The sequence below is a fragment of the Leifsonia sp. Ger2509 genome (assembly GCF_055231915.1).
Map to the genome: position 1 here is coordinate 715,459 of NZ_JBUYVB010000003.1, position 22,098 is coordinate 737,556.

The following is a 22,098-nucleotide window of genomic DNA, read 5'->3' on the forward strand; positions in this document are numbered from 1 at the left end:
TAGCACGCGATGGAAATTCCGGGACCGCTGATTTCGACATCGAAATCACCTTTTCACCGCGTTTTTCGCTGCCGAGCGGGGCGATCTGCTCCGTGATCCGCAGTGTTCGTTTCGGAATCCGTCGAATTTCCGTTTAGCATGGCACCTTCCCCGACTGCAGCAAAGGAGCTCGCGTGTCCTCCAGCCAACCATCCACAGCCCTCCGGCGATCACTCGGCCTCTGGGCGATCGTCGGCCTCGGACTCGGGTACATGACCCCCATGACCGTGTTCGACACGTTCGGGATCGTGACCGGTGAGACGAACGGCGTCGTGCCGGCCGCCTACCTGTTCGCACTTGTGGCCATGGTCTTCACCGCGGTGAGCTACGGCAGGATGACGCGGGTGTTCCCGTCGGCAGGCTCGGCATACACGTATGCGTCGGAGACCATCCACCCGAATGTCGGCTTCCTGGTGGGCTGGTCGTCGCTGCTCGACTACCTGCTCCTGCCGCTTGTGAACGCGCTCATCGTGCGGCTGTACCTGGAATCGTTCTTCCCGCAGGTGCCCGGCTGGATCTGGGTCGTCGGCTACGTCGCGGCGATCACCGCAATGAACCTGTTCAGCATGTCGTCCACCTCCCGGGTCAACGGGGTCCTCGTGGCGTTCCAGATCGTCCTGATCGGCGTGTTCGTGGTCCTCACCTGGGCTGCCCTGAACTCGGGTGCGGGCAACGGCACCGCGTTCAGCATGGCTCCACTGCTCCACTCGGGCGTCCACCTCGGTGCGGTGATCGGAGGCGCGACCGTGGTCTGCTTCTCGTTCATCGGGTTCGACGCGATCACGATGTACACCGAAGAAGCGAAGGACACCCGCACCGTGCCACGTGCGATCGTGCTCGCGCTGATGATCGGCGGCGCGATCTTCTTCGTCGCCGCCTGGTTCGCGCAGTCCCGCTTCCCGACCCTCGCCGGCTTCAGCTTCACCGACGACACCCTGCCGGAGATCGCGCTCAAAACCGGCGGTCTCTTCTTCCAGATCCTCTTCATCTCGGCCGCAGTCGCGGCGGCGGTCGCCTCGAGCCTGGCCTCCCACGCGAGCGTCTCGCGCATGATCTACGTCATGGCCAGGAATGGCAACGGGCGCATCTCGCGCAGCCTCTCCTACGTGCACCCGAAATACCGCACGCCGGCGCTAGCCGTGCTGCTCGTGGGGGCGGTATCGCTGCTCGCAGGGGCGTTCACGCTCGAGTTCGTTTCGTCCATGATCAACTTCGGCGCACTGATCGCCTTCACGATGGTGAACGCGACGGTCATCATCCACTTCGCCATCCGCAAGGGCGAACGCCGCGGAGCCAAGCAGATCCTTCGCAACATCGTGCTGCCGGGCATCGGGATGATCCTCACCGGCGTGCTGTGGGCGAACCTCCACTTCGACGCGCTCGCCTACGGACTCATCTGGCTGGCGGTGGGAATCGTGACGCTGCTCGCCCTCACCCGCGTGTTCCGCAGGAAGCTCGGCGTGCAGCTCGATCAGGACGGCGATGCCACGATCATCACGCGCGAGGGGGCGCCTGCTGTTGGGGCGAGTGCTGACGATGGCGTGCCCGAGGCGGTTCGCTGAACGGTAGTGCGCGGGTCGTTTCCATAGCGGGCGCAGTATGGCCCGGTCAGGTCAGGAGCGAACGTGCGGGGGTCAAGATGCCGGCTAGGGTGTCGACCTCGGCGAGCTCCTTCGCAAGGATCGCGATCTCCTTCTCCTTCGGTTGGAATACGCCGTCGATGACCTGTGTACCGCCGAAGTTCAACTCGACGTTGGCACCCACCCGCACAAGTCCGAGCGCACCAGTGATCGGCATGATCGCAGCCACGCCACGAGTTCCGCCGGAAACACCTCCGTAGCTGACAAAGCCGAGCGGCTTCCTCCACCATTCGTTGCCGAGAAAGTCGAGTGCGTTCTTGAGCGCAGGAGAGAAGCTGTAGTTGTACTCAGGAGTCACGAAAATGAAGGCTTCCGCCGCGTCGACCCTGGTGCTCCAATCACGGGTGTGCTGCTTCGTGTACTGCTTCAGTCTGGGATGTTTCGGCTCATCCATGAAAGGCAGCGCGAGCTCCACCAAGTCCACAAAATCGATTTCAAACCGTCCGGTCTTCTCCGCCTCCGCCTTCACCCACTCCGCGATGGGAAGGCCGACGCGACCGGGGCGAACGCTGCCGACAATGATCATCAGTTTGGTCATACGCCATTCAACCTCAGATAGTTGTCCCCTGACCGATGACGACGCCTGAGCCTGGCGATCACGTCGGCGACGACCTTCGCGACCTCAGCCGAAGTGTTTGCGATTCCCTGAATCCGGTGCCCTCCGTCACCGCCGACGGGCGTATTCTGACCTCGTGGACGAGGCTGCTCGGCAACCGGGGCGGGCGCGGATCGCATGGTGGGTCTGGCTCATCATCGTGGTCGTAGTCCTGTTCGTCTTCGGAGCGATCACAGCCGCGATCGGAGCCCCTCTCAGACACGAGATGACTTCGCAGGGGCTGACGGCGGCATCCGGCCAGGCGGCCTGCGACATCGCGGGGAAGAAGGCGTTCCCCGATGGCTACAACCCGGCGTGGGTGCGCGGCCAGGCAACCGAGAGCATCGCGAACGACGCGTGGTCCTTCAGCTACACAGCGAAGGTGAAGACCCAGAACAGCTCCACGAGCAAGGTCCACATCGAATGCAGAGTCGGCGGTTCCGACACCGAACCGGAAGTCACGGTCTTCGCCTACTCGTGACCTTCTGATTCCAGGAGCGCGGAGCACTCGCGCCTCATGTGTTCGTCCGAGCCCGACGGCGCTCGAGTGATCGCCCCGCGATCACGGCGACCAGGAAGACGACCGGTGGCAATAGTCCGAACGGCAGCAAGAGCGCCTCGATCGTCTGCGTCGCCGCCTGGTCGGGGATGTCCGCGACGCAGTCGTCTGCGCAGTCCGCGTGGGCCAGAGTGAGCGAGACCACTGCGAGGATCCACGATAACCACCCGAGCACCACCGCGCAGCTGACGAACACGATCGACATCCGTCCGGCTCGTCTCCGGTTCAGCAGGAAGATCAGCGTGAAGCATCCGTAGAAGGCCGCCACCACCAGCGAGCCCAGAAAGATCTGCACGTACTCGAACCAGTGCAGCGGAACCGTCTCTCTTTCAAGTCCCGGCAGGTCGCTGCGATGCCAGAACGGGCCGAAGGTGATGAGTAGCCAGATCCCCACCACGGCAACCGACCACCAGAAGTAGACCCAGCCCGCAGTGCGTTCGATCCTTACCCCCATGACCTCAAGCTACCGGGCCCGATTCATCCTGCCCTGCCCCAGTCCGGGTCGCGCGTGTTCCGCGGTAAGACGCCCATGCTTCCCAGCGTGGGCCATCATCGCACCGCCCGACCGCTGCGCCGGCGCCGAGAGATCCAGCGCGCTGGAGGGGAAGGTAAAGGGAGAGCGCCTCGACCGCCTTCTGCGCCTGGCGTTCCTGCAGGTAGGCGACCGCGGCGTTGATGATGATGACTCCGCTTCCCAGTCCTTCGCCCGTTGTGTGCAGGTCGCGGAGAAGGAGGTCGACCGGCTCGCGCGCCGACGCCTCTTCCGACTGCACAGCGATCTCAGATTTCACTGCGCTCGCTGGACCGGTCGCCGGCATCCGTAGACATGGCTACTCCTCCCATGTCCCATTCGAGCGGTGATACCGGGCGTTCGAGAGAGGCTTTAGTCCTGCGGCCAACGGCTGATACGCGGGACCATCGGCCCTGTCGCGGGGTCGGAAACCGCTGGAGGCTGGAAACACCGGTGGCACGGCCGGCCGAAGCGAGTGGAAGACGACGATGCCCGTTGAAATGACCGAAGCGCAGATTTCCCAGTTCCTGGCCGAACAGTCCGTCGGTCGTCTGGGACTGATCGACGACGGAACCCCCTATGTGGTCCCCATCTCGTACGCCTACCAGGACGGCAAGGTATACTGCCACAGCGCGCCGGGCAGAAAGATACGCGCCCTCCGCTCGCATCCCAGCGTCTGTTTCGAGATCGACGAAGTGGTCGACCTTTCGACGTGGACCAGCGTCATCGCCTGGGGTCAGTTCGAACAGCTACTGGGCGAGGATGCTCGGCTCGCGCTGGACGTGCTACTCGACAAGTTTCGACCGCTCGTCGCATCGGGCACCGGCATGGCGCATCCGGGTGCTGAACTCGGAATGATGCGGACGCTGAACATCCCACGTCCCGCCACCGAGGAGAAGCTCGGTCGTCCGGCGAGCGCCGCGAGCGTGTACCGCATCACACTCGACACCGTGAGCGGGCGGATGGAGACGCCGCAGACGGAATGAATGCTTCACGGTCGCGACGGTCAGAAGACGTGGTCGAGGCGGAACTCCACGATCTCCGATGGAGGAGAATTCATGGCCACCGGCCCCACTCCTATGTCTTCCAATTCTTCGCGCTCGACCAGCACATCACCCTGCCCGACACCTTCACCCTCGCCGACACCATTCACGCCATCTCCGGCCACGTCATCGCGCGTGCCCGTCTCGACGGCACCTACGAAATCCGCTGACACCACGCAACAAGCACCACCAACCCACTGACACTCGGTCTCCATCGCATGCCCCTTGACGGCGCAGGCATTGCGGCCGGTGTGGGCGGTCCTCACGTCTTTCCCATGGAATGGGTGTTCTACTGGACTCACGTCCTTCACGCCGATCCTCAGCGCATCCGGCGACACCGCCTAGTACATTCCACCGTTTGAAAGCCCGTTTCCGCCATGACCCAGAGCCTCGACCTGGCCCCGGTGCTCGTCGAGCCCGCGCACTCGGAGACTGTGAAGCAGAACAGCTCGCGGCGCGAGCGCGCTGGCCGGATCCTGCGAATCGCCATCGTTTGGGGTATCCCGCTGGCCCTCCTGGTCGCATCCATGGCCGTGTACGTGAGCATTGAGAACAAGATCTATTTCTACGACCCGCGCGGCTTCCAGGAGATGGCGATGAGCCTCTCCCAAGCCCTGCGCGGAGGACCGCTGACGTTCCTTCACCAGCTGCGCGTCGCGAGCGAATCGGAGTATCCGCCGTACTGGGCGATTCCGTTCACAGTTTTCTCCCCGGGACTCCTGAACATCCGTCTCGTGTACATCATGACCATGACGATCGTCGGCCTCGTCCCGGTCGTCGTGCTCATCACCAAGATCGTCAGCCGCCTCTTCGAACGTCCCGTGTCGATCGCGATCGTCCTGATCGTCGCATTCAATCCGACGACGTTCCTCATCGCCGAACTCGGTGTACCCGACCTGATCGGGTTCGCGCTGATCCTCGGCGCGATCTGGGTGCTGATCTCCCGTCCGATGAACCGCAGCACACTGTTCTGGGCGCTAGTGATCGGATCGCTTGCGCTTCTCGTGAAGAAGAACTTCCTCTTCGACATCATCATCGTGTTCGCCGCATACCTTCTCTCCTACGCGACGACGGCGTTCGTCGACCGTCAGGGGCCGGACCGCCTCAAGGCTCTGCTGCGGGAAGCCGTCAGCCTGCGCGTGATCCTCGCGGCGATCGCCGTCGTAGCCGGCGTCGCCGTCGCGACTCCCGGCACGCTCTCGGCGATCTTCTCTCGGAGCAACTCGCTCTTCTACGCCAGCTACCAGAGCTCCTTACCCGAGGTGCTCGCCACCGATCTCAAATACGCCGGCGGGTTCATCGCCCTCGCGGCCGCGATCGTCGCTGTCGCAGCACTCGCGGTGCTCATCCGATCGCGTCAGCCCGGGGTGCGCATGCGCGCCATCTTCATCGCGGGCTTCCTCGCGATCTCCGAGATCATATGGGCCTTCACACAGCGTCAGGCGGGCCTGATCCACGAAGTGCACGTGTGGCCTCTCCTCGTGTCGACCGGTTTCGTCGGCGTCTGCGTCTTCTTCAGAAGGTCCCTCACGCGTCGTGTGCACATCGTCTCAGCCACGGTCGCGATGCTGACGTTCGTCTACATGTTCGCGCCGGCCACCCCACTGCTCACCCCCGCACGAAACCCGGCGCTGGCGCTTCCGGCTGAGCTCCGTCCGACGGTGAGCGTTCCCTGGGTCCAGTCGAACATCGACCAGCTCGTCAGCCTCGCCAAGACCGTCACGACCGCAGCGAAGACCGGCGGCCCCGTACTCGTGCCGATCGGGTCCAACGCCCTGAACAGCAACATCCTCAGCGAGGTGTACGCCCAGCGGCTTGCGAGCGCCGGACCCGACGTGTTCCTGATGCCTCAGGTGGACCTTCAGGATGCGCTCCCCTGGTCGACCCTGATCGGCGACGAGGGACGCACTGTGCTCGTCTCGACGACCTGGGCGCCGGACCTCCCCGACGGGCGCAACAACCTCATGAGCGTCGACCGCTTCCTCCAATCGCCGGGAGCAGCACGCTGGATCACCACCCGGACACCCGTCGACGCGGGGCTGGCGCCGTCGATGTCCGACCTGGAGCTCGTGCAGCTACGAATCCCGCAATCGGATGCGATCGCTTTCGGCAAGGCCATCCGCCCGTACCTGCCGACCTCGACCGGCAACGGCCTTGAAAGCCAGCTCGCCCTGCTGACCGACGACGACCGGCGCTCGCAGGGACCGAACTCGGGCACGCCGACATCATGGTCAACGGTCGTCGGGGGCGCTGATGCCCCGACCCGCGTGCTCGTCAACCCGGCCAGGACGACGGCCGTCACAGTCGCGACGACCGGATCGGACTGCGGAACCCTCCGATACGACTGGACACCCCTTGCCGCGGCCTCGGACACGTCGAACGCCAACACTCATGGCACACTCGGTGCGACCGGCGGCCTCCTTCAGGTGCCCTCGTCCGCATCCCCCTGGTCGACGGTGCTCACGGTGAGCTTCAGCCGCCCCGGCCACGCAGGCTGCGCGGTCGCCTTCACGCTGAAGGCCGGATAGCCGGGCGAGCACGCCACGTGTCCCGCCGCCCGCGGGGAGGGCGTCAGTCAGAGTCACCGAATGCGTCGCGAGCCTCATCTCCCGGGTACGCCTGGAGCTGGCCGATCGGTCGGTAGCAGGACTATCGTCGGCGGTGGGCACGGCACGTGCCAGACCTCTCCATGTGCGACGTGACCTTTCGAGACAGGAGACATCCGATCATGAGCCTCACCGACGAGGCGCTGCGAGCCAACGCCACCATCGCCACCGACACCGATCCTGACCGTGCGAAGCCGCCGGCGCCCCGAATAGCGATTGTCACGTGCGCCGATCCCCGGCTCAGCGACATCGTCAGGATGCTCGGCCTGGCAGACGCGGATGTGGACATGATCAGGAATGTCGGCACCGTGATCGATGACGACTCGATCCGGTCCCTCGTCATCTCCACACGGGTGCTGGGCACCCGGGAGATCATGATCATCAACCACGACGGTTGCGGTCTCACCACGTTCACCGACGGCGAGTTGGAGAATCGGCTTCGCGACGAGACGGGGATGGCGCCGATTGCCCCGGCCAGATTCTACAGTTTCACGGACCCCGTGCAGAACACGAGGGAGCAAGTGCAGAAAGCCCGGTCGCATCCGTGGATTTCTTCGGATGTCTCGGTCCGCGGCTTCGTCTACGACCTGGCATCCCGTCGGCTGAGTGAGGTGTTTCCCCACGAGGCGACCGACGCCGAGTCGCAGTAGCAGGGAGCCCGCGATGCCGAGCCAGGCGATGCAGGACCTGATCGAGGAGTTGAGGCAGCGGCAGAGGTCCAGCGCCGACCAGCCCCCGGAGACGCTGTCGCAGGCACGCGACACGTTCGCCCCCGGTGGCCCCATCCATGCGATTCCCGACGATGTGCTTGTGAGCGAGGTGTCTGCACACGGGGTGCCCGCCTATTGGCTCGACGCCCCGGATGTCGCCTCAGACCGGGTGCTCCTCTTGCTTCACGGCGGCGGTTACCAGTTCGGATCGCTTCGCAGCGACGGTGAGTTGGCTGCCCGGCTGGGTCGGGCCGGCGGGATGCGGGTGCTGTTCGCCGAGTACCGGCTGGCTCCCGAGCATCCGTTTCCTGCGGCAATCGATGACGTCCTCACCGTCTGGCGGTGGCTGCGCACCGAGCAGCGCCTGAGCGCGCCGTCCCTGGCGGTGGCGGGCGACTCGGCCGGCGGAGGGCTCGCGGTCGCGCTGCTCGTGGCCACGCGCGACGCTGGGGACGAATTGCCTGCAGCCGCAGTCCTGATGTCCCCGACCGTCGATCTGACCAGTTCTGGCGCCTCCATGACCGAACGGGTGGATCAGGACCCGATCTCCACGCCGGCGCTGCTCAAGCAGTTGGCCTCCGACTACCTGGCCGGCGCAGACCCGAAGGCGCCGCTGGCGTCACCGCTGTTCGCGCCGCTCTCCGGCCTTCCACCGCTGCTGATCCAGGTGGGAACAGCGGACCTCCTGCTCAGTGACGCCCAGCGGCTGGCGAAAGCCGCAACCGAGGCGGGGGTGGATGTCCGGCTGGAGGTCGGCGAAGGCCTGCCGCACGTCTACCAGTTGATGCTCGGTACGCCGGAGGCGGTCCAGGCCACCGAGCGGATCGGGGCGTTCCTGCGGGAGCACGTTCGCTGACCCGGCGACCACGGCCTCACGTCGTGGTCGTCAATCTCATGATCGGGCGGCTCGGCGATCGTCGCGCGACCTCACGGAATCCCGCCGCGGTGAAGTCCGCCAAGACGCCCGTGAAGGCGTTATGCGTGGCCCCGGGCACGGAGACGTCGATCGGATACGCCTCCAGCGTCCGTTCCTCGCGGGCAGCCGCTTCGCGGATCGCCGCGTCGATGAGCGCCGCGGTGACTCCCTTGCTTCGGTGGGCGCGTGCCACGTAGAAGCACGGAAGCGACAACACCGCCAGGTCGTCGACGGGGGCGAGAGCCGGGGTACTGTTCAGCCACCCGAGCTCCCCACGTGGAGTGAGCCGGGCCCAGCCCACAGCGGAAGACGTCTCCGGGTCGCTGTCGGCCTCGAACGCGAGCAGACCCGGCGGGCGGTCCCCCGCGGTGGCCTCGTGGAGCATCCGTCGGTTCAGCGCGCGGTCACGCCGGTGATACTCGGGCCCGATGATCCAGTACGCGCACCAGCAACCGTTGGAGGCGCCTTGACGACCGAACAATCGCTCCAGGGCCGGCCAGTCCTCCGGCCTTGCAAACCGAACGTCATACTCAGCCATGCCGTCCATCCTTCTACATGGGTCGCGCAACGAAAAGGACGATGTAGCAGAGTCGGGGACGCCAGCACATATAAATAGTACTGATTCGACGTATCACAACATCGGCCTGACTAATGACCATCGAGCCTTGTACGTTGGCTCCTACTCGGCGCATCGGCGCGCCGGAGATGGAGGTTTCCTGATGAACAGTGATCCACGACGGCGTGTGGGGCCGTTCGCCCCGAGGCGCCTTACCGGAATTCTCGGTATCAGCGCAGTTTCGGCTGGCCTTGTGCTTTCCGCGGCGGTTCCGCCCGCATCGGCACGTGACCGCGACCACCATGAGGAAGGGACGGCGTACAAGGAAGTCGCCCTTCTTCACATTCCGACGGGCGGAAGCCCTCTCTTCGCTGACATCCTCTTCGGCGACCAAAAGACGAAGCGGGTCTATCTGAGCGACGATTCCAATTCGTCACTGGACATCATTGATGGGACAACGTCGAAGCTCATGGCGCAGGTACCCGGCTTCACAGGCGGCCCGGCGGGTGTCCTCACCGACAACCTCGGCCAGGTCTGGGCGGGCGACGGCGCCGGCGCCGTAAAGGTCATCTCGGCCACCGCGCCATATCGCATTACAGATTCAGTGCCGGTCGGCGCCCCTACCGCGGACGAGCTCGGATACGACCCTGTCGACCAGATCATCGCTGTCACCAGTCCGGACGCCACCTCCGGGTCTTCGACTCCGGCGCCGTGGGTCACGCTCATCGACGCCAGGCCGCGAGCGAACGGAACGCATCGGGTGATCGGCCACGTCCTCATTTCCGGCGCTGGCGCCGACTCTATTGAGCAGCCTCAGTGGGACCCAAGCAGTTCCACGTTCGTCGAGGCAGTCCGCGCGACAGGTGATTTCCCGTCAGGAGAGGTCGTTCGCATCGACCCCAAGCGCGTACGGGTGCAGAGCATCCTGCCGGTCGACGTGGCATGCAACCCGGGCGGCCTGGCCGTCGGTCTCCACGGGCAGTTGCTTCTCGGCTGCAACACCGGTGCTCCGGTGCTGCTGGACGGTTCGACCGGGCAGGTGATCGCTCACTACACGGGCCACAACGCAAGCGGCGCCGACGAGGTCTGGTTCAACAGTGCCGATCGTCGGTTCTACGCCGCCGAAGCAGGAGCGGCTGGACCGCCCCCGCTTCCGCAGCTGACTCCCCCTGCGGTTATGGTGATCGACGCGAAGACCGCCCGGTTCGTCACCAACATCCCGTTGGGTTCGGGCGCCCTCGGCTTCCACCAAGTCACGGCGATCGGTGATCCGGCCCGCGTCTTCGTTCCAGAGCAAGACGGCATGCACATCTTTGCCGCGACCGATAGCCGCTGAGTAGACCAGCTTCGGCGTTCAATACGCACCTGGTCCAGCCGGTTGGGGTCTGGGTCGGAGATGTCCGCGCGGAGTATTGCGCGGACATCTCTGGCAACCGAGGCCACGCCCGTCGAGTCCAAGGACGACGCGCTCAGCCCAGGTGTTCGGTGGGGTCCGAGTGCCTGTCGGCACATCGCAGGCCCGAGAGAGCGAGGCCGAAGGAACAAGCTCCGCCAGATGGGTCAGTACTTCAGAACCCCTCCACTTCAGAACCCCTCCGACCCGGTGTTGCGTATCCACGGTGAGCCGAGGAGGCTTGATAGGTCATGTGTGGAGGGGACGTAACCATGATTCGGGCTACGAGAGCGACGGAAGCGGTAACCGAAGTCGCTTACGCGGCGTTCTCCGCCCCGTTCGGAACAGACGGCATTCCGTTGGTTCTCGCTGTTGCGCAGGAGTTGGTCGGTGCCGACATCGCCGGTTTCTACGTGCACGAACGGCACGGTTGGACGGCGCCTGTGTACATTACTCCCGGATCCGCCTGGCAGCTGCTACCGAGCGGTTACCGACGAGACAAGCGGCAGCGGGACACCCTGGTATCCGTCACCTCATCGTGGACGAACCGAACGACCCGTTCAGCGTGACCGACGTCGTCACCGAACGGACGTGGTTGGAGTGCGAGATGGCACGAACGATTCGCCCTTTCTGGGGCCGCCAGTACCATTTTGCGATCCCCGTACGACCGGAAGCCACCCCGGACGGGGAAGTCGACGCGTGGGTGTTCGGCCGAAGCAGCGCACGCTTGTCGGCGGCGGACCGGGAAGTGTGTGATGCGATCGCACCCGTGCTGACCGCGTTCGCCAGGCACAGGACGGCGTTGAACCGACTCGACATGCGGTCCGGTTGGGATCTCCTCACCCAACGCGAGACCCTCGTACTCAAACTTCAAGCCGAAGGTGTCGGAGCTCGAGGCATCGGCGCCCGCCTCGGAATGTCGCCGCGCACCGCGCAGAAACACGCGGAACACATCTACCAGAAGCTTGGAGTCCATAACCGGCGCGACGCCGTCGAAGCGTGCGAGCTTCTCGGAGTTGCCCAGCACGCCGCGGAACCGCGGGCCGACCAGTAAGAACGAAGCTCCTCTGGTGAGCTACGGACGAGAGGCGCGAAGTACGCATACTGCGTATTGACGGCAAACCTGTCTCGCGGGAACCTCGCAACTATGAGGAACCCACTTCGAATTTGCGCCCTCTCGGCCATCGCGGCGGTGCTGGTCGTTACTGCGATTGCCGCACCAGCCAACGCGACCGGAGAACATCGCCCGTCGCGTGAGCGAATCGCATACACGACGTCGATCCCGGGTGGCGGAGCACATGTCGTCGTAGCCAACCCTGACGGGACCGGAGCGGTCCAGCTGCAGCTGCCGCAGGTGCTCGAAGATTTCGGTCGGCCGGTCTGGTCACACGACTCACGCAAACTCCTTCTCAGCAACATTCTCCGCGCCGACAGCGCAGGAAACCTGCTCCCGTTCCGTCCTGCGACAGTCTCCCCTGACGGGCGCCACTTCAGACTCTTCGAACTGCCAGCGCAACCGCCAGACATGTACTGCAACGCGTGGACGCCCGACGATTCTCGATTCGTCTGCGCGGTAGGCGGAGACACGCCTGGAATCTTCACCTTCCGAGCGACCGACGGCGGTGACCCGCACCGGCTGACCACCAACCCGTTCGTCAACCCCGACACCCCGGTCGGATACTCACCTGACGGCAACAGGTTCGCGTTTCTTCGTACGAAACCGACAGACGTTCCCGACACCACCGTGGTGGCCCTCTTTATTGCACGGCGTGACGGCTCGCACGCGCGTCAGATAACTCCGTACGGGGTCCTGATGCCGGATGTGATCCAATCGGCCGCTTGGTCGCCCGACGGCAGGAGCCTCCTGTCGTCGACAACGGATGGGTACCTTGTTCGCATCGACGCTCACACTTACGCAATCAGCCAAATCCGGCTGGACGTCGCAGAGCCCTACTTTGCCTCGGTCCCGTCACCGTCACCCGACGGCCGGAGCATCGTGTTCTCGCTCAGCCACGGCGCTGGACCCCGCGCAGGCGACATCCTTACCGCGCGAGCGGACGGCTCACACGTCAACTACGTGACAACGACCGATGACGTCGCCGAATGGTACCCGGACTGGGCCAAAACTTCACCCAACCACGACGAGTAGCTCGGCGCGGCATCCTCGGCAGGGCGCTACCGCGCGCAGGTCCCCTGTCAGCGGCGGCCCGATCGGGGTTACCATCAACCGTGCCCAGTCGCAGGGGGCTTGCAGGGTTGCGCACATCGCTCCGCGTCGTCGGGGCGAGCGCCGGTCTGCTTTTGGCGGTCACCGGTTGTAGTTCGCCGGCCACCGGGAACGACGCCGCCTTGCAGAGGCCGACTCCGAAGCTGACGAGCTCACCGTACGCTGACGCTGTCGCGGTGATCGGAGACTCCGGCGGGACAGGCTACAACTCGGACCCCGCACATCCGAACCAGGACGTCACCGCCAACTCCTGGGCGACCGGGACCAACCCGGCCGTGGACAGCATCTACTCGCGGATCGTCGCACTCAACCCGCAAGCCAAGGGTCACAATACGATGCTCGCCATCGACGGCGCCGGCACAATCGTGCTGCTCGAGGAGGCGCAGGCACTCGTCAGGAAGAAGGAACCCCACGAGCTGATCCTCGTCAACACCATCAACAACGACTTCAAGTGCGACGGAACCGACACCGCAAACCTGAAACCATTCGGCAACGCCATCGCCAAAGTCCTCGACGTCCTCCACCAGGGGCTCCCGGACTCACACGTATTCATCCCCAGCGTCCAAGGGACCGTTAAGAACTGGGACACGCTCCTGCTCCCGCTGGATCCCAGCGCTGTCCTCGGAACGGGACCCTGCTACGCCGGTGACCCCGTCACCAAGAAGATCGACCCCGCCCGCGAAGCCGCAGAACAAGCCCTCATCGACTCATACGACAAAACAGTTCAGACCGTCTGCGCCACCCACCCGAACTGCCAATACGACGGCGGGGCGGCCCGGAACGAAATCGTCACAGCCTCGGACCTCGCCGCCGACTACGTCCACCCATCCATCGAAGGCGCCCACAAATACGCCGCCATCATGTGGCACGTCATCTACCCCGATGCGCCCTGACGAAGGCGAGCAAGGCTCTGGTTCCGTGACGGCTCAGCGCAGGTACCGGTCGAAGAACTCCACCAGGTACTGCGGCGTCAGGTCGACGGGACGCCAGCCCGGCCCGCCGGTCGTCGATTGACTCTTCGCGCCGGCTTTCACGGTCGAGTCAGTCAAGAATTGACTGGCCTGGTCGTGCTGGCCCCGCGGGACAACGACGAGCTCCGCCTTACTGGAGACCCGTTTCGCCGCCTCGAAGAGCAGGAGGCTCTGCTGCCAGGGGACCGTGACGTCCGCCTGACCGTGGATCAGCAGCAGAGGTGGGTCGTCACAGTCGACGTACATGACCGGGTTGGCTGAGGCCACCCTCTCCTTGCAGGTCTGGGGCACGCATCCGAGCATCAGGGAGACCGGGGAGTACGGGACGTCCTCGCACGCACCCGTCGGTCCCCCAGGAGGATCGGACGCCCTGCAACCCACGAGGTATGGATCGATGCGAAGGAAGTCGGTTGGGGGGTAGAAAGCGGCCGCCGCCTGTACCCGCGAAGACGGACCGCTCACGCCGACGGTGCCCTCGAGCGCTGGCACGTCATCGGTGACGGCTGCCATGACGGCCGCCCAACCGCCAGAAGAATCCCCCGCGATGCCGAAATGCTCAGGGTCGAGATGGAAACGCTTGGCGTTAGCGCGAAGGAAACGGATCGCGGCCTTCACGTCGGACAGCTGGGCCGGAAAGGTGGCCTGGCCGCTGGACCGGACGCTGACGCCGGCGACCGCATACCCGCGAGGGTTGAACATCCCAGCCGCCAGTGGCGCGGTCGATTTGCCGTCGTCCTGCAGCCAACCGTTGCCGCCCGTCCAGATGATCAACGGCACCGGCTTGTCGATACCGGCGGGCAGATACAGGTCGAGCAGGTGACCCTTACTGCCTGCCGGCTGAACGGGCGCGTAGGCGACGTTGGTGATCAACCTGGCGTCGCGCGACGACTCGTCGGGTCGCGCTGGCGTGCACCCTGCCGCGGCCGCAAGGACAGCCAGCGCCGCGACCGCGACGAGGATTCGACGATAGTGAAGCATCCGCATCGACCTCCTGGGGTCAAGAAGCGGCAATAGCAAAATAATACCGGGGTGGCGAATACCGCCAGGCATTGAGACTCCCGCCGGCGCCGCGCGGTCAAGAGGTTCTAGGTCAGAGCAAGCCTATCCACGAGCGGATCCCCGAGATGCCGCCCCGCGGATCCTGCGACGGTTGCAGCTCATCGAAGTGCGGGTTCGCCGCCCCCGGCTGACTTGCCGGCGCGACCCGAAGACGAACAGCGGCGACGATTGCGACGACAGTCACGGCGAGCAGCAGAACGCCAGCGACGAGCAGCACCCATCCGGTCGCGTTTCCCGTGGTGATCATGATCACGCCGATCGGTCCGGTGAGCCACACCCCAATACCTGCCAGGCACGCGAGGACCACCAGCCAGCCCACCCGACGATGGCGGCGCTGCAGCTGTTCGAACTCGTTCATCAGTGCACTCATTTGAGTCACTCACCCTCCTATCGACAACGTAGTGGATCAGCGTTGATCTCGGCAGCATTGATAAGCCAGCTGACCGTCCGGCCGTCAACCCGAAGTAATTGCGGCGGCGCACGAGGAAGGAAGTCGGGTCAGCAGATCAAATCGCAGACTTGTAGACGAGGCTCCGAAGCGCAAGAGGGGCGAGGCTGAAGGCCGAGCAGACGCCTCCGACCCATTAGGACGAGATCCCGTGCAGGCCGACGCTCACCGCGAGTCTCACGTTCCTTTCGCAGGCGCAATCTGCCGCACCCACATGGATACCTGCTTCTGCCCATCTGCTGGTTCGTCAGCGAAGCCGTGCAGTTGCACTTCGAAGGCCGCCTGGTCCGGCAACGTCACCTTCACCCACGTCCCGCCAGAGCAAGAGGCCCCAGAGCCGTCCTTGGTCCCGTCCGTATAGGCAAGGCAGAACTGGTATTCCCCTTTCCCCTTGACCAGGTACAGCTCGCGGCCATCCGCCTTCCCCTGGTATCGGGACGACGACGCGTCGCCGGTCGGGATGACCTCCGAAACGGCCGCCGGCAACTGGTCTGAACTCTTACGCTCACCGTCAAATGGTGACGGCGGCGCCACGCACCCCGCGAGCGACAACAACACCACGGTTGCAGCCCCCGCTGCCACGAATCGCTTCATCGGTCTCCCCCTTCGCCGCAGCGTAGCAGGCTGAACGGCCCCGAACCGGATGACTACCTTTTCGTAGTCACCGCGTCGCGACCGTAAGTCGAGCCCGAACGCTGCTCCGCTCCATCCGAAGCAAGTCTTGACGAACTTGAAGGTATCTTCCTATTCTTTCGGTATGGCACGCAGAAAGCAGGGAAGTGTTCTCCCGATCGAGATTTCGCTGATCGAGGCGGTCATCGAGCTGGCCCGTCAAGAAGAGCCCGCGTACGGCTTCGCGCTCGCTCGACAGCTTGAGGCCGGCTCGCTGAGGGGCCTGACGTCGCATGGCACGCTGTACAAGGCCCTTGCCCGACTGACGGACCGTGGCCTGCTCGAGTCGAATTGGGAAGACCCCGAGGCAGCGGAGCGCGACGGTCGGCCGCGGCGCAGGCTGTACTCGGTCACCGCAGCGGGCGCAGCAGTTGCCCAAGCCGCCCGTGCATCTTCCGGCTCCGCGACCACGAAACTCGCTCTCTCGTGATCCGCCGTCCCGACGACGCGATCCGCTGGTGGGTGCACCTCTACACCAGAGGGCTCCCGGCCGATGTTGCTCGTGAACGCAGCGACGAAATCGAGTCCGACCTCTTCGAACATCGCACCTCTGCATTGGCGGCCGGCGAAAGCGGTACGCAGACAGATCGGGCGATCTCGCTTCGCGCGGCCTGCGGCATCGCTGCGGACATCGCATGGCGGGAACGCGCATTGCGTCGCGCGCACAGGGAGCAACTGCAATCGCTTCCCGCCTCTCGTCGGAGGACGATCAACCGCATCCTGGTCGCGACCTATGTCCTCGCGTCCCTGGTGATCGGCACGGGCGCTGTTGCCATCATTCGGCTATGGACGCCCGGCGGTTTCATGGTCTTGATTCCCAGCATCAGGCAAGGGATCCTCGCGACGACGATCGCATGCGCCATCTCGTTGTTCTTCGTATCCCGCCCCACCTCGCGAATTCCAGGAATGCTAGGACTGGCTCTCGCCGTGGTCCCTCTGGCTTACGGAGTCATGCAAGGGCTTGAGGGCATCAGCGCCCGAGCTTCCTATCTGCTCTACCGCTTGAGCATCCTCGTTCACAGCGAATGGACCATGTGGGCGGTGCTGCTCGGCCCGGGAATCCTTCTCGGATTGCTCTTCTTCGGCGGCGCGCTTTGGATGCGTCGAGTTTCACCTCGCTCTCCATCCTTCGCACGGAGCAGTACACGCCCCTGACTGCCGAACCATCTTCACTTCGCTCCGATGTCGGCCGCATGTTCTACTTTCGAATCAGGTTCACGAGTGACAGCTTTCGGTACCTGGCTGGCTGTCCGGCAACCGCGTCCATCGACTGCGGTGCCCCAGGGGAAGAACCGGCCCGTTCGGGGTTCTCCCGTCGGGCAAGTCGATGGAGGTTAGCCTCCGGACACAGGAGGACGACCATGACCGAACAGCTATACACCATGCCGAACTGGCGGATCGCCGACTGGGGCGACATTCCCCACGACCGCCGCGTCGCCTGGTCTCGTGCGCACCTGGACTTCCCGCCGCGATGGCCGGGCACATTCCCGATGGTGGGAACCGCCGCGGCGATCCTCGAGAACCGGTACTCCACCATCCACGGGTGGGTGGAAACCTCCCACGCGTTCGAAGCGATCGGATTCACACCCGAGGCGTACTACCTCCTCCGCGTCATCCTCAAAACGCAGAAACGCTACCCGAACCTGCCGCAGATCACCAGCACCACAGACGAGACCAAACCGATCATCCACACCATCGACCCGGCCGATTGGGTCATCTGGCCGAAGCTCGTCGCCGCAGGGATGACACCGATACGAGCGACCGAGTATGTGCTCGCTGACAGGGCGTGGGGGCTGCCGGAGGTGGTGCAGGCGAAGCTGGAGAGGTAGACCCTCCTCGCCAGCGGTTGGCGGCCTGGTGGCTGTCGAGCAAAACGCGCCCCTACCGTCAAGCCAGGGGTCAGTCGTCCTCGCTCCACCGCTGACGCAGATCGTCGGTGTGCTACCAGTCCTTCATCGCGGGCGTAGCCAGGGAATCGGGATAACCGGTGGTGGTCAGGTGCTGTTCCTCCTGGCTGGTGCGCCGGTAGCCTGATCGCATGCGGGAGAGAATCGTGATGTGGGTGCTGCTGGCTGCAGCGGTGGTCCTCGTGCTGATCGGCGGAGCTGTAATGCTGTTCGTGCCGGTCTCGTTCGGGTGGGTAGCTTATGCACCCCTGTCATCGACAACGTTCTCATTCACGTCGATGTATCCGCTCACTCCGCAGCGTGCGACCGGGGCAGCGTGCGTCGTCGTCGGCCTGCTTCTGGCGGCAGGCGTCGCAGGCTGGGCTCTCGGTCGTCGCTCGGGACTGAGCGCGGTGATTCATCGGGGCCCGAAGGACGGCCAGACCTAGCCGATGGCATGGGGCTGAGATGGCGAAGTCAGGACGCGGGCTTCCTCGAAGCAGACCGCTTGTTCTATTGTCAGCTTCATGAATGATGCGTCGGGGAATCACACACCGCCCGCGATGTCGGGCAAGGATGCCCCTCGCCGACACCCGCACGTCAATGCCCGGCTAGGACGACTCATTGGAGACTCAATTGAGCTCAGACCTGCCTGACCCACACATCACGTTTCTTCGCGAGCGAACCCAAGCTTTCGGAGAAGATTCGTGCTTTCTGTGCGGAAAAAACATCCCACCCGGATCAGTCGAACGGTCCGTTGAGCACGTCTTTCCGAAGTGGCTACTGCACGAACTCGACTTGTGGAACGCATCCGTCAATCAATTGAACGGCGCACCGCTCGCCTATAGGAACCTCACAGTCCCGTGCTGCAAAACATGCAACGGCGTAGACCTCAGCGCGGTCGAAGCCCGGGTCAAATCGGCATATCAAGGCGGCCTCGCCTCATTTGCACAACTGGATCGTCGGGACTTGTTTATTTGGCTCGGGAAGATCTACTACGGCCTGGTCTATAAGGAGAGCCTGCGACCTCGTTTCCTACGTGAACAACATGGCGAGCGATTGGTTCCCCAGGATCATCTCGAGAGCATCTCGTTTCACCACTTTCTTTTGCAGGCCGCCGCCAATCTAGTGTCGTGGGTGCCTGATGAACCTGGTCCGGCAAGTTTTCATTTCTTCGAATGTCTTGATGACCCAAGACCGGAACGTCGATTCGACTATATCGACGACCTTTTCGTGCCAATGCTGGGGCTTAGGCTCGGCACCATTGGTGTTGTGGTCGTGCTTCAGGATTGGGGCCGTTCCGAGGACGTTCAGCAGCCTCATTTGATCGCCGCTCGACAGTTCCCTCTGCACCCCACGCAGTTCCGTGAGGCATATGGGCGGCTCAGTTACATGACCAAAGCCTCCTGGGTAAATAAGGATCACTTCGTTAGGGGCTCTCAAGGTCGGGCAACAGTCTTCGCTGGACACTTAGACGGATTCTCCGGCAGTTTTGTCGTCGCAGATTTCGCAGACGTCATGTCGTCCCTTTGGTCAGTTCCTATTGACGCCATCTACAAAGACGGCTACTCGTATTCGACGATTGCGACTATGAGCGGCGTTCCAAATCCGGTCGTGAATCACGATGTTGTATTTAGCGCTCCACATGGTCGGACCGGACTATGGCCGGACAATGACTTCGTGCTCGACGAAGTGTCGGATTGATTCAGACAGCGACCCATGGGGACAGGAGCGCGGCCTCCATGAAGTCATCGGGCGAGCGCCAAAGACCTACGCGAGGGGAGAAGAGCGTGCCCTACCGGTTGGAATCGCCGCGAAGGGATCCGATAATTGAAAGCGACTGCAAGGGTGGCCTCCGACCCGTGGTCGGACCCCACCCTTCTGTGCTTGACGGGGCTGCGCCCATCGGCACGGCCGTGAAGCCGCTTTGCGGCTCCTCGGAACCGGCGCGATGGGGCCCAATAGTCAGCAGCGAGTGATGAAAAAGAGGAGGGGCCGCGTTTGCGGCCCCTCCTCTTTTTCAGAACGTCGGGCTGACAGGATTTGAACCTGCGACCCCTTGACCCCCAGTCAAGTGCGCTACCAAGCTGCGCCACAGCCCGAAGTCATCCGACACCCGACGTTTGCAGCCGGGCGTCGAAGACAACTTGTCCATAGTACCGTGTTGCGCGGGCGGCAATGGACACGAGGGGTGGGCATTCGGGCACTGCTGCAGACCGGTGCGTGTGCGGCTGCTCGAGCGAGGCGCAGCCGAGCAAGGGAGGCCGCAGACGCGCATCTAACCACCCGAGAACGCCACGCGACAGGCAAACCGCAGCGCCGTCAGTCGAACGCGAGGACGCGCACGGCAACGCCGTAGGGGTCGAGCGTCAGGGACGCATCCGCGGAACTTCCGTCGAGCGAGAGCAAGGTGCCGGGCACGGTGGGGGTGAAGGTCACGGGCTCGGGGTGCTGCGAGACGAAGAAGACGAAGCGGCGGCCGTCGGCGTGCACGAGCGAGTCGGTGAAGACCAGGGGGTCGTCGACGAGGACGTCGCGCTCGACGCCGGCGACGGAGGCGAGTGCGTCGTAGAGGCGCCAGGTCTCCTCGGGGTTGATCCGGCCGAGGGCGGAGGCGAAGTACTCGAAGGGGTAGGTGCTGAGAACCGCCCTTCCGGCGCCGTGACGTTTGACCACGATGACGGGGCGACCGTCGGAGTCGACGGCCACCACCTCCCCGTCCGTCACGGACACCGGAAGGAACGTTCGGGAGTGCTCGTTGCCGGCGACACGGAAACGCAGGGTGGAACCGGCAGTCAGGGAACCGAAGTCGGCGACGAACGTGACGTCGACGTCGGACCCATCACGAAGCGGCTCGACGAGGCCGTAGGAGAGTTCGCGGGTGACGCCGAAGAGTTCTTCGGTGTAGATCCACCAGGGGCCGCGCTGCGCGCCGCTCTCGCCGGCGCAGTAGGAGGCGTAGACGGTCGCGCCGCCGTCGGCGAGCTCGCGCAGCTGCACCCAGGATGGACCGGTCAATTGCTTGATCGAGGGAAGCAGGTAGAGGCCGTATCCGGAGGGGATGCCGCCGTCCTCGGCCTCGCGCACGACGGCGACGGGGATGTGCGCCTCGTGCGCTGCGACGTACGCCTGCTCTGTCGCGGCGACGATGAGCTGCCGCTCGGTCTCGTTGGTGAACGGGTAGTCGGCGGCCAGGTAGGAGCCGACGACGATGGCGGCGTCGACGGGGGCGCGCTCGGCGTTCGGCAGGTCGATCGCGGCGAGAGTCTCAGCGAAGGCGGCCAGTTCGATCAGCGGGGGCTTGGGCTTGCCGGTCGAGTCGGTGATTCCGAAGTGCAGCTCGAAGGGATGGTGCGAGTACGGCCGCTGCCCGATGATCGTGTCGTAGTCGGTGTTGTTCCACGCGATCCACCCGGTGGCGCCGGCGAGCAAGGTGTTGTGGAGCAGCTGCCGATAGTACGACGCGGCACCGGCGGGCGAGACGAAGTCGCTGGTCAGCCCGAACTCCTCCATGATGATGGGCTGGTCGGAGATAGCGCAGAGCTCGGCGATGAAGGCGGCCTTGAGATGCTGGCGCACCTGGTCCGTCTCCATCCGGTACACGTGCGGGCCGATGAAGTCGGTGATGGGGGCGAGGTCGACGGCGGAGAAGCCGTTGTCGTGCCCGGTGGTCTCGATCCCCCACGCGCCGTCGCCGATCGAGACGGGCTGGGTGCCACCGCCGGCACGCACGGCGTTCACGAGGATCTCCGCCCAGGCTGCGACGACGGGCCGCTCTGCCTCTCCCCCGTAGATCGGCATCTCGTTGGTGATCAGCCAGCCGGCGATCGCGGGATGCTCGGCGAACCGCGCCGTCAGCTCACGCACGTACCAGGACTGCCGCCCGACGAACCAGATGTCCGAGTACAGGTCGCGCCCGTTGCGCCACGAGGGGTCCCAGTTCTCCCCCGACATGTGACCGACGAGGAACGTCGGAACAGTGGTCAGTCCGAGTTCGGCGTGCGCCTCCAGAAAGTCCTGGAAGTTGGCGATGCACTGCTCGTCGAGCACGTCCGGCTCCGGGTGGAAGTCGGGCCAATAGAAGAACGAACGGGTCAGGTTCAGTCCGTGGTCGGCCAGGACGCGCAACTCCTCGCGGACCACTCCCGGATCGTACGTGGTCCACATGAGCGGTCCGCCGGTGCGCGACCAGAAGTTGGCGCCGAGCCAGATCGCGGGCGTTCCGTCGACGGTGAGCAGGGGTGAAGGGCGTTCCATGGCTTCTTTC

The 22,098-nt window shown here is 64.4% G+C and carries 24 protein-coding genes, 1 tRNA gene and 1 riboswitch; of the genes, 16 read left to right on the forward strand and 9 right to left on the reverse strand.

What is annotated here, in order from left to right:
• Positions 1-173: 173 nt before the first annotated feature.
• Complete coding sequence (locus ACV7NN_RS03725) at positions 174-1,601, forward strand: APC family permease (protein ID WP_463348243.1); 1,428 nt, start codon at positions 174-176, stop codon at positions 1,599-1,601.
• A gap of 46 nt (positions 1,602-1,647) precedes the next feature.
• Here ACV7NN_RS03725 and ACV7NN_RS03730 read toward each other — a convergent pair whose 3' ends face one another.
• Positions 1,648-2,217 (reverse strand): NADPH-dependent FMN reductase, encoded by a 570-nt coding sequence (locus ACV7NN_RS03730; protein ID WP_463348244.1) that lies wholly within the window; start codon positions 2,215-2,217, stop codon positions 1,648-1,650.
• Positions 2,218-2,371: 154 nt separating this feature from the next.
• Between ACV7NN_RS03730 and ACV7NN_RS03735 the strand changes: the two genes are divergently transcribed.
• Positions 2,372-2,755, forward strand: a complete 384-nt coding sequence (locus ACV7NN_RS03735) for a YPYG domain-containing protein (RefSeq protein ID WP_463348245.1) — start codon at positions 2,372-2,374, stop codon at positions 2,753-2,755.
• A 34-nt stretch (positions 2,756-2,789) separates the two neighbouring features.
• Here the strand turns inward: ACV7NN_RS03735 and ACV7NN_RS03740 are convergent, their stop codons facing one another.
• Both ACV7NN_RS03740 and ACV7NN_RS03745 read right to left on the reverse strand, forming a co-directional pair.
• The gene (locus tag ACV7NN_RS03740) at positions 2,790-3,287 is read right to left on the reverse strand and encodes a hypothetical protein (RefSeq protein ID WP_463348246.1); all 498 of its coding nucleotides are present in this window, start codon (positions 3,285-3,287) and stop codon (positions 2,790-2,792) included.
• Between the two features lie 4 nt (positions 3,288-3,291).
• Positions 3,292-3,624: a hypothetical protein gene (locus ACV7NN_RS03745; protein ID WP_463348247.1), complete on the reverse strand. Its 333-nt coding sequence runs from the start codon at positions 3,622-3,624 to the stop codon at positions 3,292-3,294.
• A 220-nt stretch (positions 3,625-3,844) separates the two neighbouring features.
• Here ACV7NN_RS03745 and ACV7NN_RS03750 point away from each other — a divergent pair, with 220 nt between their 5' ends.
• The 5 genes from ACV7NN_RS03750 (at position 3,845) to ACV7NN_RS03770 (ending at position 8,559) form a co-directional block, all read left to right on the forward strand.
• Positions 3,845-4,330, forward strand: a complete 486-nt coding sequence (locus tag ACV7NN_RS03750; protein WP_463348248.1) for a pyridoxamine 5'-phosphate oxidase family protein — start codon at positions 3,845-3,847, stop codon at positions 4,328-4,330.
• Positions 4,327-4,557 (forward strand): hypothetical protein, encoded by a 231-nt coding sequence (locus ACV7NN_RS03755; protein ID WP_463348249.1) that lies wholly within the window; start codon positions 4,327-4,329, stop codon positions 4,555-4,557. Before ACV7NN_RS03750 ends, ACV7NN_RS03755 begins: the two co-directional genes overlap by 4 nt.
• Before the next feature lie 207 nt (positions 4,558-4,764).
• Positions 4,765-6,915: a hypothetical protein gene (locus ACV7NN_RS03760; RefSeq protein ID WP_463348250.1), complete on the forward strand. Its 2,151-nt coding sequence runs from the start codon at positions 4,765-4,767 to the stop codon at positions 6,913-6,915.
• A 200-nt stretch (positions 6,916-7,115) separates the two neighbouring features.
• Positions 7,116-7,643 carry a beta-class carbonic anhydrase gene (locus ACV7NN_RS03765; RefSeq protein ID WP_463348251.1) on the forward strand — a complete coding sequence of 176 codons (528 nt, stop codon included), beginning with the start codon at positions 7,116-7,118 and terminating at the stop codon, positions 7,641-7,643.
• Positions 7,644-7,656: 13 nt separating this feature from the next.
• Positions 7,657-8,559 carry an alpha/beta hydrolase gene (locus ACV7NN_RS03770; protein ID WP_463348252.1) on the forward strand — a complete coding sequence of 301 codons (903 nt, stop codon included), beginning with the start codon at positions 7,657-7,659 and terminating at the stop codon, positions 8,557-8,559.
• Positions 8,560-8,575: 16 nt separating this feature from the next.
• On the opposite strand, the gene ACV7NN_RS03775 is transcribed toward ACV7NN_RS03770, so the two are convergent.
• Positions 8,576-9,157: a GNAT family N-acetyltransferase gene (locus tag ACV7NN_RS03775; protein ID WP_463348253.1), complete on the reverse strand. Its 582-nt coding sequence runs from the start codon at positions 9,155-9,157 to the stop codon at positions 8,576-8,578.
• Between the two features lie 271 nt (positions 9,158-9,428).
• On the opposite strand from ACV7NN_RS03775, the gene ACV7NN_RS03780 reads away from it, so the two are divergent.
• The 4 genes from ACV7NN_RS03780 to ACV7NN_RS03795 all read left to right on the forward strand — a co-directional run bounded on the left by ACV7NN_RS03780 (position 9,429) and on the right by ACV7NN_RS03795 (position 13,688).
• A complete protein-coding gene (locus ACV7NN_RS03780) occupies positions 9,429-10,511 on the forward strand; it encodes a YncE family protein (protein ID WP_463348254.1) in 1,083 nt (360 codons plus the stop codon).
• A gap of 622 nt (positions 10,512-11,133) precedes the next feature.
• Positions 11,134-11,622: a response regulator transcription factor gene (locus ACV7NN_RS03785; RefSeq protein ID WP_463348255.1), complete on the forward strand. Its 489-nt coding sequence runs from the start codon at positions 11,134-11,136 to the stop codon at positions 11,620-11,622.
• Between the two features lie 93 nt (positions 11,623-11,715).
• Complete coding sequence (locus tag ACV7NN_RS03790) at positions 11,716-12,717, forward strand: TolB family protein (protein WP_463348256.1); 1,002 nt, start codon at positions 11,716-11,718, stop codon at positions 12,715-12,717.
• Between the two features lie 80 nt (positions 12,718-12,797).
• Positions 12,798-13,688 carry an SGNH/GDSL hydrolase family protein gene (locus ACV7NN_RS03795; RefSeq protein WP_463348257.1) on the forward strand — a complete coding sequence of 297 codons (891 nt, stop codon included), beginning with the start codon at positions 12,798-12,800 and terminating at the stop codon, positions 13,686-13,688.
• 33 nt (positions 13,689-13,721) lie between these two features.
• Here ACV7NN_RS03795 and ACV7NN_RS03800 read toward each other — a convergent pair whose 3' ends face one another.
• From ACV7NN_RS03800 to ACV7NN_RS03810, 3 genes are all read right to left on the reverse strand, one after another.
• Positions 13,722-14,750, reverse strand: coding sequence for a prolyl oligopeptidase family serine peptidase (locus tag ACV7NN_RS03800; RefSeq protein ID WP_463348258.1), 1,029 nt, complete (start codon positions 14,748-14,750; stop codon positions 13,722-13,724).
• Between the two features lie 106 nt (positions 14,751-14,856).
• Positions 14,857-15,183, reverse strand: coding sequence for a hypothetical protein (locus tag ACV7NN_RS03805; RefSeq protein ID WP_463348259.1), 327 nt, complete (start codon positions 15,181-15,183; stop codon positions 14,857-14,859).
• A 267-nt stretch (positions 15,184-15,450) separates the two neighbouring features.
• Positions 15,451-15,867 carry a hypothetical protein gene (locus ACV7NN_RS03810; RefSeq protein WP_463348260.1) on the reverse strand — a complete coding sequence of 139 codons (417 nt, stop codon included), beginning with the start codon at positions 15,865-15,867 and terminating at the stop codon, positions 15,451-15,453.
• Positions 15,868-16,030: 163 nt separating this feature from the next.
• Between ACV7NN_RS03810 and ACV7NN_RS03815 the strand changes: the two genes are divergently transcribed.
• The 5 genes from ACV7NN_RS03815 (at position 16,031) to ACV7NN_RS03835 (ending at position 19,535) form a co-directional block, all read left to right on the forward strand.
• Positions 16,031-16,375 (forward strand): PadR family transcriptional regulator, encoded by a 345-nt coding sequence (locus ACV7NN_RS03815; protein WP_463348261.1) that lies wholly within the window; start codon positions 16,031-16,033, stop codon positions 16,373-16,375.
• Positions 16,372-17,100 (forward strand): hypothetical protein, encoded by a 729-nt coding sequence (locus tag ACV7NN_RS03820; RefSeq protein ID WP_463348262.1) that lies wholly within the window; start codon positions 16,372-16,374, stop codon positions 17,098-17,100. Before ACV7NN_RS03815 ends, ACV7NN_RS03820 begins: the two co-directional genes overlap by 4 nt.
• Positions 17,101-17,158: 58 nt before the next feature.
• Positions 17,159-17,277, forward strand: a riboswitch (SAM riboswitch).
• Between the two features lie 29 nt (positions 17,278-17,306).
• Positions 17,307-17,774, forward strand: a complete 468-nt coding sequence (locus ACV7NN_RS03825) for a hypothetical protein (protein WP_463348263.1) — start codon at positions 17,307-17,309, stop codon at positions 17,772-17,774.
• 209 nt (positions 17,775-17,983) lie between these two features.
• Positions 17,984-18,280 carry a hypothetical protein gene (locus ACV7NN_RS03830; protein ID WP_463348264.1) on the forward strand — a complete coding sequence of 99 codons (297 nt, stop codon included), beginning with the start codon at positions 17,984-17,986 and terminating at the stop codon, positions 18,278-18,280.
• A 187-nt stretch (positions 18,281-18,467) separates the two neighbouring features.
• Positions 18,468-19,535, forward strand: coding sequence for a hypothetical protein (locus tag ACV7NN_RS03835; RefSeq protein WP_463348265.1), 1,068 nt, complete (start codon positions 18,468-18,470; stop codon positions 19,533-19,535).
• 324 nt (positions 19,536-19,859) lie between these two features.
• Here the strand turns inward: ACV7NN_RS03835 and ACV7NN_RS03840 are convergent.
• Both ACV7NN_RS03840 and ACV7NN_RS03845 read right to left on the reverse strand, forming a co-directional pair.
• Positions 19,860-19,933, reverse strand: a tRNA-Pro gene (locus ACV7NN_RS03840).
• Positions 19,934-20,153: 220 nt separating this feature from the next.
• Entirely contained in the window at positions 20,154-22,088 is a 1,935-nt protein-coding gene (locus ACV7NN_RS03845) for a cellulase family glycosylhydrolase (protein ID WP_463348266.1), read from the reverse strand.
• Positions 22,089-22,098: the final 10 nt, after the last annotated feature.

Bases quoted from the DNA above. Each gene is read 5' to 3' on its own strand.
- ACV7NN_RS03800 (WP_463348258.1), bottom strand. From the start codon at position 14,750: ATGCGGATGCTTCACTATCGTCGAATCCTCGTCGCGGTCGCGGCGCTG.
- ACV7NN_RS03825 (WP_463348263.1), top strand. From the start codon at position 17,307: ATGACCGAACAGCTATACACCATGCCGAACTGGCGGATCGCCGACTGG.
- ACV7NN_RS03740 (WP_463348246.1), bottom strand. From the start codon at position 3,287: ATGGGGGTAAGGATCGAACGCACTGCGGGCTGGGTCTACTTCTGGTGG.
- ACV7NN_RS03810 (WP_463348260.1), bottom strand. From the start codon at position 15,867: ATGAAGCGATTCGTGGCAGCGGGGGCTGCAACCGTGGTGTTGTTGTCG.
- ACV7NN_RS03750 (WP_463348248.1), top strand. From the start codon at position 3,845: ATGACCGAAGCGCAGATTTCCCAGTTCCTGGCCGAACAGTCCGTCGGT.
- ACV7NN_RS03775 (WP_463348253.1), bottom strand. From the start codon at position 9,157: ATGGCTGAGTATGACGTTCGGTTTGCAAGGCCGGAGGACTGGCCGGCC.
- ACV7NN_RS03815 (WP_463348261.1), top strand. From the start codon at position 16,031: ATGGCACGCAGAAAGCAGGGAAGTGTTCTCCCGATCGAGATTTCGCTG.
- ACV7NN_RS03830 (WP_463348264.1), top strand. From the start codon at position 17,984: ATGCGGGAGAGAATCGTGATGTGGGTGCTGCTGGCTGCAGCGGTGGTC.
- ACV7NN_RS03765 (WP_463348251.1), top strand. From the start codon at position 7,116: ATGAGCCTCACCGACGAGGCGCTGCGAGCCAACGCCACCATCGCCACC.
- ACV7NN_RS03845 (WP_463348266.1), bottom strand. From the start codon at position 22,088: ATGGAACGCCCTTCACCCCTGCTCACCGTCGACGGAACGCCCGCGATC.
- ACV7NN_RS03760 (WP_463348250.1), top strand. From the start codon at position 4,765: ATGACCCAGAGCCTCGACCTGGCCCCGGTGCTCGTCGAGCCCGCGCAC.
- ACV7NN_RS03770 (WP_463348252.1), top strand. From the start codon at position 7,657: ATGCCGAGCCAGGCGATGCAGGACCTGATCGAGGAGTTGAGGCAGCGG.
- ACV7NN_RS03755 (WP_463348249.1), top strand. From the start codon at position 4,327: ATGAATGCTTCACGGTCGCGACGGTCAGAAGACGTGGTCGAGGCGGAA.
- ACV7NN_RS03730 (WP_463348244.1), bottom strand. From the start codon at position 2,217: ATGACCAAACTGATGATCATTGTCGGCAGCGTTCGCCCCGGTCGCGTC.
- ACV7NN_RS03790 (WP_463348256.1), top strand. From the start codon at position 11,716: ATGAGGAACCCACTTCGAATTTGCGCCCTCTCGGCCATCGCGGCGGTG.
- ACV7NN_RS03805 (WP_463348259.1), bottom strand. From the start codon at position 15,183: ATGAACGAGTTCGAACAGCTGCAGCGCCGCCATCGTCGGGTGGGCTGG.